General features: G+C 36.1%; 13 protein-coding genes. 4 read left to right on the top strand and 9 right to left on the bottom strand.

Going from position 1 to position 16,220, the window contains the following annotated elements:
- Positions 1-43: 43 nt before the first annotated feature.
- From FC88_RS05275 to FC88_RS05250, 6 genes are all read right to left on the bottom strand, one after another.
- The gene (locus FC88_RS05275) at positions 44-802 is read right to left on the bottom strand and encodes a hypothetical protein (protein ID WP_057813510.1); all 759 of its coding nucleotides are present in this window, start codon (positions 800-802) and stop codon (positions 44-46) included.
- A gap of 185 nt (positions 803-987) precedes the next feature.
- Complete coding sequence (locus tag FC88_RS05270) at positions 988-2,712, bottom strand: glycoside hydrolase family 73 protein (RefSeq protein WP_057813508.1); 1,725 nt, start codon at positions 2,710-2,712, stop codon at positions 988-990.
- 127 nt (positions 2,713-2,839) lie between these two features.
- Positions 2,840-3,079, bottom strand: coding sequence for a hypothetical protein (locus tag FC88_RS05265; protein WP_010020969.1), 240 nt, complete (start codon positions 3,077-3,079; stop codon positions 2,840-2,842).
- Positions 3,080-3,238: 159 nt separating this feature from the next.
- Positions 3,239-4,717 carry a DUF6056 family protein gene (locus tag FC88_RS05260; protein WP_149029789.1) on the bottom strand — a complete coding sequence of 493 codons (1,479 nt, stop codon included), beginning with the start codon at positions 4,715-4,717 and terminating at the stop codon, positions 3,239-3,241.
- A 166-nt stretch (positions 4,718-4,883) separates the two neighbouring features.
- Entirely contained in the window at positions 4,884-6,260 is a 1,377-nt protein-coding gene (locus tag FC88_RS05255; protein WP_057813504.1) for a DUF6056 family protein, read from the bottom strand.
- 119 nt (positions 6,261-6,379) lie between these two features.
- The gene (locus FC88_RS05250; RefSeq protein WP_057813502.1) at positions 6,380-7,399 is read right to left on the bottom strand and encodes an acyltransferase; all 1,020 of its coding nucleotides are present in this window, start codon (positions 7,397-7,399) and stop codon (positions 6,380-6,382) included.
- Positions 7,400-7,515: 116 nt separating this feature from the next.
- Between FC88_RS05250 and FC88_RS05245 the strand changes: the two genes are divergently transcribed.
- Complete coding sequence (locus tag FC88_RS05245) at positions 7,516-9,234, top strand: glycosyltransferase family protein (RefSeq protein ID WP_057813501.1); 1,719 nt, start codon at positions 7,516-7,518, stop codon at positions 9,232-9,234.
- Between the two features lie 16 nt (positions 9,235-9,250).
- Here FC88_RS05245 and FC88_RS05240 read toward each other — a convergent pair whose 3' ends face one another.
- The 3 genes from FC88_RS05240 to FC88_RS05230 form a co-directional block, all read right to left on the bottom strand.
- Entirely contained in the window at positions 9,251-10,591 is a 1,341-nt protein-coding gene (locus tag FC88_RS05240; protein WP_057813499.1) for a DUF3329 domain-containing protein, read from the bottom strand.
- A 125-nt stretch (positions 10,592-10,716) separates the two neighbouring features.
- Positions 10,717-11,676, bottom strand: coding sequence for an ABC transporter substrate-binding protein (locus FC88_RS05235; RefSeq protein WP_057813497.1), 960 nt, complete (start codon positions 11,674-11,676; stop codon positions 10,717-10,719).
- Between the two features lie 161 nt (positions 11,677-11,837).
- Positions 11,838-13,292 carry a hypothetical protein gene (locus FC88_RS05230; RefSeq protein WP_057813494.1) on the bottom strand — a complete coding sequence of 485 codons (1,455 nt, stop codon included), beginning with the start codon at positions 13,290-13,292 and terminating at the stop codon, positions 11,838-11,840.
- A 459-nt stretch (positions 13,293-13,751) separates the two neighbouring features.
- Here FC88_RS05230 and FC88_RS05225 point away from each other — a divergent pair, with 459 nt between their 5' ends.
- From FC88_RS05225 to FC88_RS05215, 3 genes are all read left to right on the top strand, one after another.
- Positions 13,752-14,639, top strand: a complete 888-nt coding sequence (locus FC88_RS05225; protein WP_057813493.1) for a hypothetical protein — start codon at positions 13,752-13,754, stop codon at positions 14,637-14,639.
- A gap of 285 nt (positions 14,640-14,924) precedes the next feature.
- On the top strand, positions 14,925-15,233 hold the full coding sequence (locus FC88_RS05220; protein WP_057813491.1) for a hypothetical protein: 309 nt from the start codon (positions 14,925-14,927) through the stop codon (positions 15,231-15,233).
- Positions 15,234-15,345: 112 nt separating this feature from the next.
- On the top strand, positions 15,346-16,155 hold the full coding sequence (locus tag FC88_RS05215) for an SLAP domain-containing protein (RefSeq protein ID WP_057813489.1): 810 nt from the start codon (positions 15,346-15,348) through the stop codon (positions 16,153-16,155).
- Positions 16,156-16,220: the final 65 nt, after the last annotated feature.

Raw genomic sequence — 16,220 nt, 5'->3', positions numbered from 1 at the left:
AGACCTTTATGGGTTTTTGTGTCCACTAGTGTTCGGTTATATTTTACAATCTGCCAGATAAAAATCTTCGATAGTGTTTTTTCTCCTCCTCGGGGTTGACTGACTCAATTCCTAGATGATCAATAATAAAATTAATGAACATCAATCCTATGATTTTGGGATCATTTTCGAGATTAACTTTAACGTGCAAAGGACAATGACAAGTATTAAATTTAACCACTAGTCCGGTAAAGACACATCCTCTGACATCCACACCACCAGCGACTATCAATGGTAAAAATATTGCTACACATTTCTGACACAAAACACAGGCATCATGCACACGACTATCTAAATCGCCCTTGGGAAAGGTAACTTTTATGATGAAACCTTGAGTAGTAATAAAGTAAGCTTCTTTTTTATTTTGACGGCAGCTATTCATCAAATGCAAACCAATCCAATCAGTATTTTTGCGTGTACCTCCAGATATTGGCATATAAACAACATACATAAATACAAATGGTACATAATGTTTCAACGAAAAAAAGTTGGCCAGCACTTTAGACAAAGCAAAGCCAACTGTATTTCTCTTATAAAATTCATTCACTAATTCTTTAGTTGTTTTTTCAACTAAAAATGCACCATGTTTTTCATGTACAATCAAAGAATTGCCATTAAATCTCTTATCCTCAGACACATCTAATAAAGCATCACAATCAAAATCAACTTCAAAATCTGTAGGACCTTTTAAAAGTTCAAATTCATATTTCAAAATGTTATCTTTAGTAATTTCTTTGTTGCGAAAAGCAAGTAAATGTACCATTTTAAACACCTCTATTATATTTTTTTGAACCTAATAATTAGGAACAAAATTAATATAACAAAAATCAAAAAATCTAGTGTGCTCATTTGCAGAATTTACAAACTTTTTACAAAAGCATAGTTTTCCCAAAATAAAAATGCCGTAATATATGTTCGTTATCAATCATATATCTCGACATTTTTTATTTAATCTGCATTATAAATACAATATTTACCATTTACCCAGCCAGCATTGACCTTGTACCAAGTTTGTCCATCAACGATTTGTTTGGATGTAACTCGCCAAGTCGTACCGTCAGCTAAACGTGTTCCGGTAAATTTATTATTTGAAGCAGGACTGTTGTAGACGTTAACACCGTATCCTGGAATATAGTTGATTTTGACCATCCCAGAAACTGAAGTTACGTAATTAGAACCTTTAACTTCGACATCATTAGCACTGACCCATTGATTCGTAGCTACTCGATACCAAACTGAACCATCAGAATGAACGGACTTTTGGTCAATCTTCCAATCAGTTCCACTAGCTAGACTGACTGCTAAAGCACTGTGTTTATCATCATAAGCTCTAGCACTTGGAGTAGCGGTCACGTGAACGATATCAGGATAAGATGTGATTTGGTCGTCTTTGTAATCTTCATTTGGCTGTTGTGACTTCAAAGTTGCGTCGGTTGCCAAAACATAAGCGTCGGTTCCGACAAAATAGAAAGTATTGCCATCATCGTCAACTACATAAGCAGTCGTGATCCAACTAGATTGATATGGCAAAACTCGATCCGTGGCCGCCTTTTTATTAGCAGCACCGTAAACAGTCGCACCACTATTATTAACTACAATGGCGGTATCAGAAATCTTCACTTGCGGATTAGACTTCTCTGAATCCAATTGCACATCATTAGCATTGACGTATTCATTAGCCGCTACTTGATAGTAAACTGTCCCATCAGCTGCAACGACTTTTGAGGAAACATGCCATTTCGTGTTATAAGCTAAAGCACGGTTAGCCGCAATCTGATTGGGATTAGCATTGATATAAATTGTTGCAGATTTTTGATTAGTTACAGTTGCGGTATCGTCGATCGTAGTCTTGGTACCACTAACTGAATTATCATTAGTACCACCGGTACTAGCTTCATTATCGTATTGTGTCAAATTATAAGTCTCGATTATTCTATTCAAAGTTGATGCATAAATTGGACTCGTCGCATAACGTCCTTGCAACCAAGCCGTTGCATCTTTGTAAGAGGAAGTATTTTCCTTCCAAGTACCCTTGTAGAAATCACTTGCCCCACTGATGCCATACCTCAACAAGGCACCATTATCGGCAAAGGATTCTGTTGCACTAGGGTATTTTCTAAAATTAGCATAAATTGTGTAATAACCCTTATCAGCACTCCATTCTGAAGTTGGAAAGCTGACATATGAGCCGTTATAATCACCTTTAATACCAAAATAATTGTTATATTGACTAGACAAAGTTGACGTTCCCCAAGCACTCTCAACAATTGCCTGTGCCATCATGACTGAAGCGTAGACATTGTATTGAGATCCTACTGCTTGAGCAACAGGACCAATTTTGTCCAAAAAAGCTTGTTGTTGAGCCTTGGTTACTCCGGCACTAGTTGATGCTTGAGTAACAGCAGCTACTGCACTGGCTGGCAAAACACTATTAAAACCAGAATTCTCATTGGCTTCAATGGCATCTGCTGCATCTTCATTGATCGGTGCACCCTGCTGATCTAAAACACTAGCAACAGTAGGGTCTTTTTTGTCAGTCGTTGACTTGTGGTCTAAGTCATCTTGATTCCCATCATCATTTGATACTGCCTTAACTGGAGAAGCATTCGATGATACGCCAACTGCCGCTAAAACACTAGCCAAAGCAGTAGAGGCAACCCATTTTTTATTCATAGTGTCTCCCTCCACTCTAAAAATATACTAACAGTAGACTACTATTTAAACAGGTTGCCTTCAATAAAACCTTAAGAAATCAGGCAAATTTTAAACTTTTTTGTGCAAATTTAAATCTTTTGTAACATTATTCGTCGGTATCAACGTAAGTAACGTATTCGGCTTCGATCCATTCGCCATCCTCAGCGATACGATAGAATACTTTGCCATCATCGCCGGTACCTTTTGCATCTGTGTACCAAGCTGATTCGCCTTTGACATATTTGTCTTGGAGCATTTTACGGTTCACTTCATAAGTATCAAACAAGAAAACTACGTAACGTGCATCTTGGTTGACCTTAACAATACCATGTACGTTTTCAAGCATTGCAAATTACCACCTTTTAAGTTAATACTGCTTTTATTATACATTAAATGGATGATTTGTTGGGATGGTTATTGTGAAATATGTCGTCGTCCACATTCTAATCAAAAAAGGTATTACTGGAGATGTGATAATATACCACGATTCCAATAATACCCTTTGCTATTTAAGTACATCGATTATTTGTTTGATTGGCAAATGATAATTACCTTCTTCAACATAATGCTTCCAATAAGTCGTATTCTGTTGATTCAACAAGTCATTAGTTCCCACGAATTGACGGTAAGGTACGTGCTTAGTTAAACCGGTTTTACCATTATAAAATTGTGAATTGGAGACACGTTCTAAGTTGACTTGATAGTCTTTTTGAATCATCGATTGAAAACTGACACTCATGAAAATAACTGCAACTAACAAGACCCAATTAACGATTTTAATTTTGCTAAAGGCATCAATCACGAATCTTGTTGCAATCAAATACATGAAGACATATGCCGCAAAATAGCCCCGACTGTTGACCGGTGAAGCGACGAACAGCAACTGACCTGAGACGATACCAGTCATCAAGAAGTACAACCACATCTTGGCATCAGTCTTATAAAATAGAAAAATACAATAACCGATAAAGACTATCAACAACAAACTCATAACTGAATCTATTACTGCCACTTTATTTGGAAAAACAGCTGAATTGAAACTGAACATGTTGTCCTTAGGATACTTTCTAAAATAGACCGTTATGGCAGCGTAATAAAGCAAGAATACTGCAGAAATTCCCGCTATTAACATCTTCTGAAATTTCGAGAAATCAGATTTCAATGTCAACGTGATAATCGCTAACAAAATAGCTACTAACAATATGAGATTAAAACTGATCAGCCAATAGTGAGTCATTATCTTGTACAGACGCCAAATTTCAGCAGAATCAAAGGTCGTCAAACGATATGTGCTCTTTTCGTGATAACTAGGATGCAAGAACATTACCGCAGCCGAAATTAAAGTCCCAATAAAATAAGTTACGTGATATAACTTAGTTTTCTTGCGGAAATATAACATTATTAAAATAGCTAAACAAATTTGTCCTAAATTTAAAGTTTCCGTAAATAATCCAGCAACTGATCCAATAAATAGCGTCAATAATGCAAAAGACCAATGTAAGTCTTTTTTCTGACCATACTCAACAATCACTAGATAAGTCAGAATCAAAGCTATCGGTGGCACGTAATTGACGAAACCCGCGTTCCAAGCAAGGACATTATTGATAAACGCCCCTTGTAAAGTAAAGATGAACGCTAACGACAGCAGTAACGAAGAAATACTTTTGCCAGCTAGTCGCCACATTGCCCATAACAAGAGTGTGAAAAATACCCCATAACTAATCGTGGCAACCGTGATACTGTGCATCGACAAAATCTCCATGGTATTACCCAAAAATCGACCGTTACTACTTCCTCCATAAGTAGCTTGTGGTCCGTAAAAACCATGTAGAAGCAAATATTTCCCCTGTGCTCCTCCCCAAAAATAATCATCCCCGGCAGGAATCATAAAATAGCGAAAGGCAGCAAAATAGATAAAAGATACCAAAAAAACTAATGGTACAAATAATTTTTCCTTAGAAACCGATTTTATTTTATTCCACATAATTACTAGTATAAAACAAGCTTAGAAATCGTGAAATAAAAATTTGGTGAAAATAATGCCGTCCTCCATAGCAAAGAAAGCTTGGCTGGAACGTAGTGGGCACGACTGAGCCAATTTTCTTTGCTATTCCGGACTAGATAGTGATTCTAATTTTTATTTCAATAAACTACTTTCCTAAATAGTTCTTCCAATAAGTTGGATTTTGTTGATTCAATAAATCATTTGACCAGACAAATTGGCGGTATGGAACGTGCTTAGTCAACTCGGCTTTTCCATTGTAAAATTGTGGATCAGATACTCGTTCTAAATTGACTTGGCGGTTTTGATATAGCATTGATTGATAACTTGCTCCCATCACAATTACAGCAATAACAATCGCCCAGTTGATCAATTTGACCTTTGAGAAAGCATCAATTACGAAGCGCATTGCGATCAAATACATGAAGATATATGTCAAAAAGTAGCCCCGACAGTTAACCGGTGCTGATACGAATAACAATTGACCAGCGATAATCCCTGTCATCAAGTAATAGAGCCACATTTTGGCATCAGTTTTATAAAAAGTAAAGATACAATAACCGATAAAGACTACTAATAACAAGCTGACTATCGTATCGGTCACCGAAATTGGCAAGCTGATTGAATTGTAGCCATACATGTCGTTCTTTGGAATCGTACTTAAAACGGCATTGGCAATTGCATAGTAGAACAAGAATGCGGCTGAAATGATTGACATACTGATTTTTTTAATCCTTGAGAAATCTGATTTCAAAACTAAAGTCAAAATTGCTAACAAAATTGCTGCTAACAAGATGATATTAAAAGTAATCAACCAAAAATGCGTCACATTGGAGAACCAACTCCAAATAACTTTCAGATCAAAAGTGGTCCCACGATAAGTACTCTTTCCACGATAACCGGGATGAGAGAACATGACGATTGCTGAAACGATTGTTCCTAATAAATAAGTGATGTGGTACAGCTTAGTTTGCTTGCGGAAGTACAAAATCACTAGAACAGCTAGACAAATCTGTCCTAATGTCAATGCTTCAGTGAACAATCCCGCTGAATAACCTAGGACTAAGGTCAATAAAGCAAACATCCACGGTAAGACCCTTTTTTGACCGTAATCGACGATAACCAAATAGCTCAACACTAAGGCCATCGGTGGCACATAATTGACAAAACCAGCATTCCACGCTAAGACGTTGTTGATAAAAGCTCCTTGTAAAGTAAAGGCAAATGCCAATGACAATAACAAGGCGGTAATACTTTTGCCAGCTAATCTCCACATTGCCCACAATAACAATGTCCAAAATACTCCATAACTCAAAGCTGCCAGTGGCAAACTATGCATTGTGAAAATTTCCAAAGTATTCCCAAAATAACGACCGTTACTACTTCCTCCATAAATAGCCTGTGGTCCGTAAAACATATGACGAATCAAGTAAGCTCCCTGTTCTCCACCCCAGAAATAATCATCTCCAGAAGGAATCATCAGAACTCGAAATAATCCAAAATACAAAAATGACACTAAAAACATGATTGGTGCAAAAAACTTTCCTCTAAAAAATTCCCCTATTTTCTTCAACATAGTTACAAGTATAAAACAACCTTATAATTCACGAAACAACAAAAACGCCTATTCCGAATATAAGCGTTTTACAATAATATTTTTCTAATCAAGGGAATTTTACTCAAGATAAATATCACAACTAGAGAAATCAACGATACCAACAAGAAATTAGTAAAGTAGGCGTTAGACCCAAACCACTGCTCAATTAAATTGATCACTAAGCCGTGAATTAAATACACTCCGTACGTCAATGGCGCAAGAATCTCAATCAATTTACTGAACCAATGATGATATTTATTTTCAAATGAACGTAAGACGACAAATATCAAACCTGCAATGAACGGCACTGAACCGATGGAGAAAATATTCAGAATCTTCCAAAGACTACGATTATCAATCAGTCCAATTTCAATATTTATCGTAAACAAAATCAATATCATTAAAATTCCTATGAGCCAATTAGTTTTACGATGTTTTTCTTGCGAGAGTTTGTAACCTAGTAAGAAGTACCCTAGATAACTTGAAAAAACAATTTTACTCATACTATAAGCTTTAAAATAAACTCTGATGTCAGAGGGTAAAACAGGAATAACTGCGGGAATAATCATCATGAAGACAAACCACAAAATCAGCAAATAATTTAATCCGGTACTGCTCAAACTATCGACCATAGCTTTTAATAATGGTGACAGTAAGTATAAAGAGATTAGCGGATAAATAAACCAATAAGCAATAATCACCGGTTGATGATACATCGACAAAACTGATTGCATGAAACTGTGATAAGTATAAGTCCCATCAAGTTGTCGGGCAAAATAAGCTGTAATAATCGACCAAATTATAAATGGCACTAATATTTTTGGTAAACGATGCTTAAATAAATAACTAATACTTCGAGTCTTGGGACTGTTCAATATCGTCGAACCGCTGATCATAAAGAATAACGGTACTGCTACTTCTGTGATAATTACTAACGAATGGGCAATATTCCAATCAATCGAGCCAACACCGTGTCCTAATCTAGATACACAAGCATGAGCCAAAACAACCAGAAACATTGCTAAAACACGAATGAAGTCTATATAGACGATTCTTTTTCCTTTCACTCTCTTTCCCCCTTCAGCAAAAATTGACAATTTGTATTTTTATTTATGTTTTCTTATATCATTAAAATAACAATCCTTAGTATAATTAACTTAATAACATTCGGAAAGGTTTAAACATGCGATCCATCTTAAAGAATAAATATTTTAAAATAACCATTATTACTATCATTACTTTAGGTATTTTTGCCATTGCTAGTATTTTCTCTATCTATCAAACTGAATTTTATCATAATTCCATCTGGTCGTTCTTGGGACCTAGTGATAATCGATTCCATATGATGCGAATTGAAGGACTGTATCAGTCGATTCTTAGACACGATTATTTCCCAGTAATCAACATGTCTTTCATGGATGGATTCGGATATATCTCAAATATCTTCTACTCGGACTTTTTACTCTATCCAGTTGCTTTAATGAAACTATTAGGATATTCCACTGCTCAAGCAATCGCCCGTTATTATGTCATTTTAAACTTCTTAACTTTCGGCGTATCATTCTTGTGTTTCTACAAAGTTCAAAGAAAATACTGGAATAGTTTAGTTTTTAGTTTCGTCTACACACTTTCCAGTTATCGCCTACACGATCTATTGTTTCGCCACGATCTCGGTGAAGTTGGCGCATTCTTATTCCTACCGATTGCCATGCTAGGAATTTACGAAATTTTCTATGGCGAACGCAAACGAAACTGGCTCTTTTTGACATTTGGGATGACAGGAATTATTTACTCTCACGCTCTTTCACCAGTCTTAGTCGCTATTTTAATCGTTATCGTTGCTCTTTGCCAAATACCCGAGTTAAAACTTCACCCCAAACGCTTGTTATCATTACTTTGGGCGGCAATTTGTTCGGGATTATTGAGTATCGGTTATTTCTTACCAATGCTAGAACAACTCAAACACACGACTTTCCAGCTAACAAAAACTAAGAGTATCTTAGTCAAAGGCTCCAGCAGTCTGCAAGACAGTTTCAATTGGAGTTTAAGTAATATCATCGACAAGCCTAATATCGGTCTGATTTTGTTAATAGCTTCAGTAATCATTATCGTTTCAGCTCACAAGATTCAAAACAAAGCTATCAGACATTTTTCAATTATCGGTGTGGCAATTTTTATTTTTTCAACTTCAGTCTTTCCTTGGATTTTGTTAAACAAAACACCTTTCAAGATGATCCAATACACTTGGCGCTTTGATATGATAACTACGCTTCTTTTGGCAATTTTTGTTGCGAGTGATCCACTAAATATCTTCAAAGTTAACACTATCAAGGGACTATTGATTGCCTTTGTCTTATTACTATCAATTTCTGCCAGCTATCGTCTCATTCAAAGCTACTCAGCTGCCCTAATTCCTTACTCAGAGTACAATAAGATGTCACCCTACAGTATTGGTGGCGGTCAAGAATACTTGCCTGTGGGGACTAATATCAACACCTTAGAACGCACTAAGCACCAACCCAAGATTACCTCTGGAAAAGCTAAGATTACTGATTTCAAACAAACTGGCACTAAATTAACTTTTAATTTCAAAAATGCCAAAGACACTGAAGTCAACCTACCAATTATCGGCTATTACGGCTTCCAGTCAAAGGATTCCATCGGACAAGTTTCTAAATTAACCATGGACAAGCAACACAACAACCTAGCTAAAATCACTATCAATGGCAAAGGAAAAGTCGTGGTCGATTATTACGAAACTAAGATTCAAAAATCTGCCCGTCATTTCTCTGCTATTTCGTTAATCATAATGATATTAATCATGATTGCTTATCCATTCAGAAACAAACTCAAACCACTATTACTCAAATTAAAACCTAAAAATGAAGAAAAACCTATCTAATTTAGATAGGCTTTTTTTACTTGAGATGATAACCATAGACCTTACCGATATCAAAGTACTTAGCCACCCAAAGATTCATCAATTGATCTGAAGGCTCATCTAAAGTAAATGTTTGATAAGTCGCATTGTAAGTACTCTTCGCAACTGGCAAAATCGGTACATGAGCACTATCCTTACCAGATTTTTTGGCAGTAAGAATCTTTTGGTACTGCATTTTATTTACTTGATAACTCTGATTGATATCTTGATAAGCTGGTACATAACTTCTGACAAACAGGACTACTGCCAGAACCGATAAAATTGGTAAAACTAATTTAACGTCACTGAATAACGCATAAACAGGAATAAATAAAGCAATTCCTAAGAAGATGATTCCACCAAAGAAAGTTCTCTGGGGAGCTTCTGGAGACAGTGCCATCGCATAAATGGCTGCAAAATGTCCAATCATGAAGAAGACTATCGACCAACCACTATCCATTGATAACCTCTTCAACACTATTCCAGCAATTGTCAAAACAATCACCAACAAATAGAGCCATTTCAAATTATCAAAAGTTAAATTATAAATGTTTTCGAGATTCTTGTGGATAACTGGCCAAGTCCGACTCATCATGCCCCGTTTTTGCGAGCCTGGGGATAAGACCATGATCAAGAAACCTATTCCGCCAAAAAAGACGCTAACTAAAGTTACTAGACTGATTTTTCGAGTCTCTATAAAACGTTTGATCATGAACAACAAGACAATCAAAATTGCGGCCGGTCCAGAATTCTCATTACTGGCTCCAGCTAAAAAACCAATAATTGCCGCACCAATAAATGAATGTAAACTAAGCTCCCGACTTTTTAAATTGTACATGATAAAACCTAGATAAATAATACTCATCCACAAGTAATTACCCGCTCCGGAGACCCAAAGAACTGATTGCCCGAAGAATGGCAGATAAAACCAAGCAAAGACAAAAATCAGCGGCAAAACAAAAGCTTGAGTTTTATTATTAGATAATTTACTAGCAAACCTGTTCATCATCATAATTAAGACTACAAAAATCAAACTGTTACAAATATCAAAGGGAACCTTCGTATCAAATTGCATGAAGTATTGCACGATCGAATGCGCCACGAAACGACCATTCCAAAGAAAATAATGATTCCACATCGAAGCTGGTATCAATAACGTAGAAATTTTTTGTTGATGAGCAATCTCCGTTGGCGATGACGTCTGATAAAAAAAGTGATAGACGTAATCGTCAGCGATGTACAAGGTTTTTAAATTCAAAATTAATACAAAAATAAAAATGGCCCCGAGAATTATCAGTGACCACTTGTTACGCTTAAGTTTCAAATATAAGCTGTTCACTAAATTTCTGATAACAAAATACCACCCTCGTAAAGATAACTTCTCTCAAAATTATAATTCATTGGGGTAGAAATTTGAAGACAGCAAAAAAGACTAGATCTCATTGACCTAATCTTCTTAATTAACTATTTAACACCCTTAACTTTCAAAGTGTATTTCTTGTAACTGATCTTACCTTTAAAGAGCTTTTGTGACTTAGCATACTTGAAAGCCTTCTTGAAGTTAGATTTCTTAACTTTATGAACCTTCTTAAAGGTGATGTTCATATCAGTAATATACTTAGCACCTTTATCACTAATACCAAAGTCTCTCAAAGCAGCTTGAGCAGAACCATAGCCCCCCATTTTATTGATCTTCTTAATTTCATCATTAAGAACACTAACTAAAATTTGTGTTGAAGAAGCATTCTTCTTAGTAAAGTCCTTGTTAGCAATCAAAATTTGACCATTATCTTTACCAGTCTTTTGACGGTTCAAGACTTTAGCACCATTACCCTTGGCATTGCTGATAGAAGGATCTTCCAAAACGGCAGCGTCAATATCGCCAGACTTCAAAGAATCAACACGAGTACTGTCAGCGTCGATTTGCTTAACCTTAACACTTGAGTACTTAACTTTGTTTTTCTTCAAAATACTCTTGAGATATTGTTTTGAACCAGACTTCTTGTCGATAGCAATCGTCTTGCCTTTAAGATTCTTAACCTTCTTATACTTCTTGTTAGCAACTAAACCGTAGTAACCAGGCAAAGTACCAACAATTTTCCAAGTAGAATTCTTCTTAGCAAGGGATGCATAGCTAACTAAATCAGTTGCGGCAACATTAACATCACCGTTAGCGATAGCATCGTTTAATTCCTTGTTAGAATCAAATGACTTCACATCAACATTGATATTGTTACGACTAAAATCAGTAGCATCCTTAGCCATGACAGCAGGCATTGCGGCAGTATTTTTGATTGTTCCGATAGTAATCTTATCATTACCAGCTGTAGCAGCTTGAGTGGTTAAACTCATGAATGGCAATGATCCAACAATCAAAAGGACAGTCGCAATCATGATAGCAATTTTCTTCAAATTACGTGACATAATAAACTCCCTTTTCTTATAAAAGTACACTAGTTCAGTGTAAACTTTTGTCATGCCAAAAACCATAATTCAATGGATTCTTATTGATTTTTTAGATAAAAAAGCATAAAAAAAGGCCCGCCTAAGCGAGTCTTTTTAAAATTTTACTAACTAATTAATGATTAGTAAGCAACGTAGTTTACACCACTACCTGCTTGTACCCATTCGCCAGTAGCAACGTGATATACAGTAACTCCAGCAGCGTTAGTTGCCTTCTTGTCTGTGTACCATGCTGAATCACCAGCTAATGCACGGTTTGAAACTGTTTCACCGTTGTCATTGTATAGCATGTAGATAAATGATGAAGGACCATCAAGTGTAACTTTACCATTCAAAGCTTGTACGTCAGTGTATTCACCTTCGTCAGTTGTAGCTTTGTCTGAGAATGTTACATCGTCAGCATTAATCCATTCGCCAGTAGCAACACGGTATTGTGTGTTACCGTCTTGGTCAACACGTTTTTGATCAGTAACCCAAGCTGTGTTCTTTGCAAGAGCACGGTTTGTGATTGTTTCGTTGTCATCATTCTTCAATGTGTAGTAAGCATTGTCACTCTTTGTTGTTACAACACCTTTGTTAGCTGTAACTGTCCAGTTAGCTTCACTTGGTGAAACTACGACTGTACGTACAAATGTAACCTTTGTACCAGCTGCTGTTGTTGCATCTGTAGTAAAGTCATAACCCTTAGAAGCAACCTTACCATTTACGTAAACAGTATACTTGCTAGGATTTGCAACATATTCTTGTAAGAAATCACCTAGATTTGAACCTTGACCTGCAGTAAATGTAATACCTTGGTAATATGTTCCAGCTTTATCAAATGTTTTACCAGCACCTGCTTTATAAGCAGGTGTTGGTGAATCTATACCAGCTGCAGCATCCATAGCATCACTATATGAGTTGTAGTAACTTTTTGAAGGTTCAATTGAACTAGCAGCAATACCGTCACCATTTTGGTCAGTCAAAGTAGTACCAGTAGTAGCTTGTAATTGTGTACTTGTTGTTGTTGAGTTCAATGGAACTGTAACAGGTGTTGTAAACTTAGCATTAATTGATGTCAAAGCATCTTGAGCAGTATCTCTAGTTGCTGACATAGTAAATGTCTTTGAAACAGCTTGATTATTCAAGTTGTTGTAGTTCAATGTAATTGTGAAGTCAACAGCTGGATAAGTATCATCAGCTAAGATCTTGTAAAGATCAGCAGCATTTGAGATAGTTGTACTACCATATTTTGCAGAAACTTCAACAGTAGCATCTGAACCAATCAATTTGTCCATATCTTTACCAGTAGAAGTAGAAGTAGTTGTAATCAAATCTGCATTGTGCTCAGCAAAGTCTGCAATACTTTGTGAGCCCAATGTTACATTAGTAGAAGCAGTTGCAAATTTAGATGCAGCTTTATCAGCAAATTGTGCACCAAATTCTTTTACAGCAGCGTCTTGTTTAGATTGGTCTGTAGCAACAGATCGAGTAGTAGCGGCTTGTGCAGTTGTACTTGAAACAACAGGAGCAGCAACTGGAGCAACAGCTAGAAGTGTAGCAGCAGCGATTCCTGCGTATTTAATAGATTTTTTCAATGTTAATCCTCCCCTGGACTACAAGAATTTATTATTTTTAATTGTCGTGGGGCTATCCCACTGACAACCATTATATGAAACTTCGGCTTTATAATCAACTCGAAATTAAAAACTCCCCTGTTTTGTAACATTTCTGTATTAAATATCACAATTCTGTAATATTTAGGCAGATACCCGTACTAAGTTTGTAACTTTTTGATCAAAAGTAATCATAAAATTACAAAAATATTACAGACATTACGTCTACATGGAAACTCTTACTCTCTTGTCAACCTAAAAGAGCCTACTCTTATTCTAATCGAATTAAGTCGTAGGTTCAAGGTTTATGGTAAGAACTTTTTGCCGGCTTAAGTAACTTACACATATAGTAACGATTGGAAGTATCCAAAACGGAAATTAATTTTGCATTTTTTTGGAACATGGTATAATTTGCCCAGTTACTTATATGGAGGAATTAAAATGAAAAAAGCATTATTACTACTTACGACTGGATTTGCACTAGTCCTAGCTGGTTGTGGTAATTCTTCATCATCGTCATCAAACAGCACTAATAACAATGACAGTAAATACAAGACGGAAATGACTAAGGGGAATTCTGCAGTTGACAATGGCAAGTATGCTAAGGCATCTGATCACTTTGAAGCTGCTACTAAATTAAAGAAGACTGACAAAGCTAAAGCTTCTGAAAAACAAGCTGACAATTTAGTTAAAGCTAAGAGCTTGATGAATCAACGCAAGTTTTCTGATGCTAAGAAGGCTTTGAACAAGGTTATCGACCAAGACAATGGCAACAAGAAGATGACTTCTTATGCTAAGAAACTCAAGAAACAAGTTGTAAAGATTCAAAAGAACCGTAACAACTACAAGCTAGATATCAAGAATGCTAAGGCTATGATCAAGGCTGGTAACGGCGACCAAGCTAAATCATTACTAGAACAAGTTACTAAAGCTAAAGGTATCAAAGGTAAGTATTATTCAGACCTTTATACTCAAGCTAAGACTTTGTTAGATTCAGTTCCAGAAACAACAACTAAGACTGACGACACTACAACTGATGCTAATAGTAGTGATGATTCAACTGCTAATACAGATACAACTACTTCATCATCATCTGATGACGACCAAAGCAACAATCCTGCTGCTAAGGGTGACTTCGATGTTGAAAAGCGTGAAGTTGGTGGTAAAGAAATCACTGATCAAGATATTGCTAATGCTAGACAACAATTGACTGACCAAGGTGTTAAGACTGTTGGTGCCTGGAGTGATAATGATATCATCCGTGCTATCAAGAATGCCCACGCCGATGGACGTACTACTATTCAACCTTCAGATGCTAAGGTTAGATAATTAGGTATTTAAAAACCATGACTTCTATTTTGAGGTCATGGTTTTTTGGTGTCATTTAAAAATATGATTTACGAATTTTTTTAAGTCATTTTAGAAATCCACGTTATAATACTTAGGTTAGATTTTTTTAAGGAGGGACTAATGGCAACAAAACTATAGAAGTACAAGCATCGTGCGGTTTTGATTGGTTGTGTGATTATTTTGGCACTGGCCTTTCTCATCCCTCAAATGTATTGCAACGCCCACTCTGCCCCTTATTGTTACTCTTCAGGAACGCAGATCACTTTGCAAAATAAAGATACGCATAAATTAAATGATTATCAAAAACAACAATTTACGAAAATGGTCAAATTAGCAATTGATAAAAAGGACGGTCCATTTGACTGGTCCACTTACCAAACAGTTTCTCTAGAAGTCTATAAGATGAAGAAACCGTCTGTTTATGGAATTATTTATAAAATCAAGCCACGTTTCCATCAAGAAAACACCATCACTAATTCCGTCATCATTAAACTCTCCGACCGCGATTTGAAGACTTATCACAAATTTTCGATTCTAGGATATTCTTCTGATTTCTCAAATTATCTAAATTAATTTCTAAAGAAATAGTAACGTTTATCTTAACTGTTTTTAAAATAGGTTGTAAAAAACCGAATTGCATTATAGTTTTATCATGAACCGCGAAATAAATATAGGAGGTTAAACGATGAAAAAGAACACAGCTTTAATTGGTTCGGCGTTAGCTTTGTTAATTGCTCCAAGTGTCCTGTCTAATTTGTCACCTCAAACCGTAAAGGCATCAGTCCCTGATCAAGTTGATCTTGTGGGAACTGTCAACGGTAGCGGTATTTTAGTTGATGACCAAGGACAAGCTATTACTAGTACTTTCTTGCCTAACAATAGTTCCTGGAAATTGGGCAGCACTAAATATTTGAATGGCGTACTTTATTATCAAGTTGCCACTAATGAATGGGTTGCTGCAAGTAGCTTAAATATTTCTCAAACTCAAGCTCAAGCACAAACGCAGACAACTACCCCATTTACTACTAGCGGACAAATTGCCACTGCTAAATGGAACAGTGCTGTTATCAACAGTCAAGGTACACAAACTGGTGTAACTTTGCCAGCTGGTAGCACTTGGAATACTGGTACGACTATTATGATCAATGGTATTTCTTACGTCCAAATTGCGAGTGACGAATACGTTGCTGTCAGTGATGTTTCGATTAGTTCTGCTACTCAAAATCAAAATACTGATAACCAACAAGTCATCGGAACCGTTGTTAATGGTCCAGCCGATGTTTATGATACTTCGATGGATTCTTTCTCTAGTCGTCAATTGCAAGATGGCTCTTCTTGGAAAGTTAATCAGATGGTACAAAACAAGTACGGTCACACTTTCTATCAAGTTTCTAACAACGAATGGACACAAAGTACTAATATGCAATTAAACGATGCTGGTCAACAAAAAGACGTAACTAGCGAACCAGAATTTGCGACATCAGTTACACAATAATCAGGATTTATTATATTTATATTTTTATATTTCACAATTTCTTCACATTTAGTGTTTAGTATAGT

Source organism: Companilactobacillus futsaii JCM 17355 (assembly GCF_001435505.1).
Lineage (GTDB): Bacteria > Bacillota > Bacilli > Lactobacillales > Lactobacillaceae > Companilactobacillus > Companilactobacillus futsaii.
The sequence above is the reverse complement of the archived record's forward strand: the minus strand, read 5'-3'. Positions and strand labels throughout refer to the sequence as shown.

Bases quoted from the DNA above. Each gene is read 5' to 3' on its own strand.
- FC88_RS05245 (WP_057813501.1), top strand. From the start codon at position 7,516: ATGCGATCCATCTTAAAGAATAAATATTTTAAAATAACCATTATTACT.
- FC88_RS05255 (WP_057813504.1), bottom strand. From the start codon at position 6,260: ATGTTTTTAGTGTCATTTTTGTATTTTGGATTATTTCGAGTTCTGATG.
- FC88_RS05215 (WP_057813489.1), top strand. From the start codon at position 15,346: ATGAAAAAGAACACAGCTTTAATTGGTTCGGCGTTAGCTTTGTTAATT.
- FC88_RS05275 (WP_057813510.1), bottom strand. From the start codon at position 802: ATGGTACATTTACTTGCTTTTCGCAACAAAGAAATTACTAAAGATAAC.
- FC88_RS05225 (WP_057813493.1), top strand. From the start codon at position 13,752: ATGAAAAAAGCATTATTACTACTTACGACTGGATTTGCACTAGTCCTA.
- FC88_RS05235 (WP_057813497.1), bottom strand. From the start codon at position 11,676: ATGTCACGTAATTTGAAGAAAATTGCTATCATGATTGCGACTGTCCTT.
- FC88_RS05260 (WP_149029789.1), bottom strand. From the start codon at position 4,717: ATGTGGAATAAAATAAAATCGGTTTCTAAGGAAAAATTATTTGTACCA.
- FC88_RS05265 (WP_010020969.1), bottom strand. From the start codon at position 3,079: ATGCTTGAAAACGTACATGGTATTGTTAAGGTCAACCAAGATGCACGT.
- FC88_RS05270 (WP_057813508.1), bottom strand. From the start codon at position 2,712: ATGAATAAAAAATGGGTTGCCTCTACTGCTTTGGCTAGTGTTTTAGCG.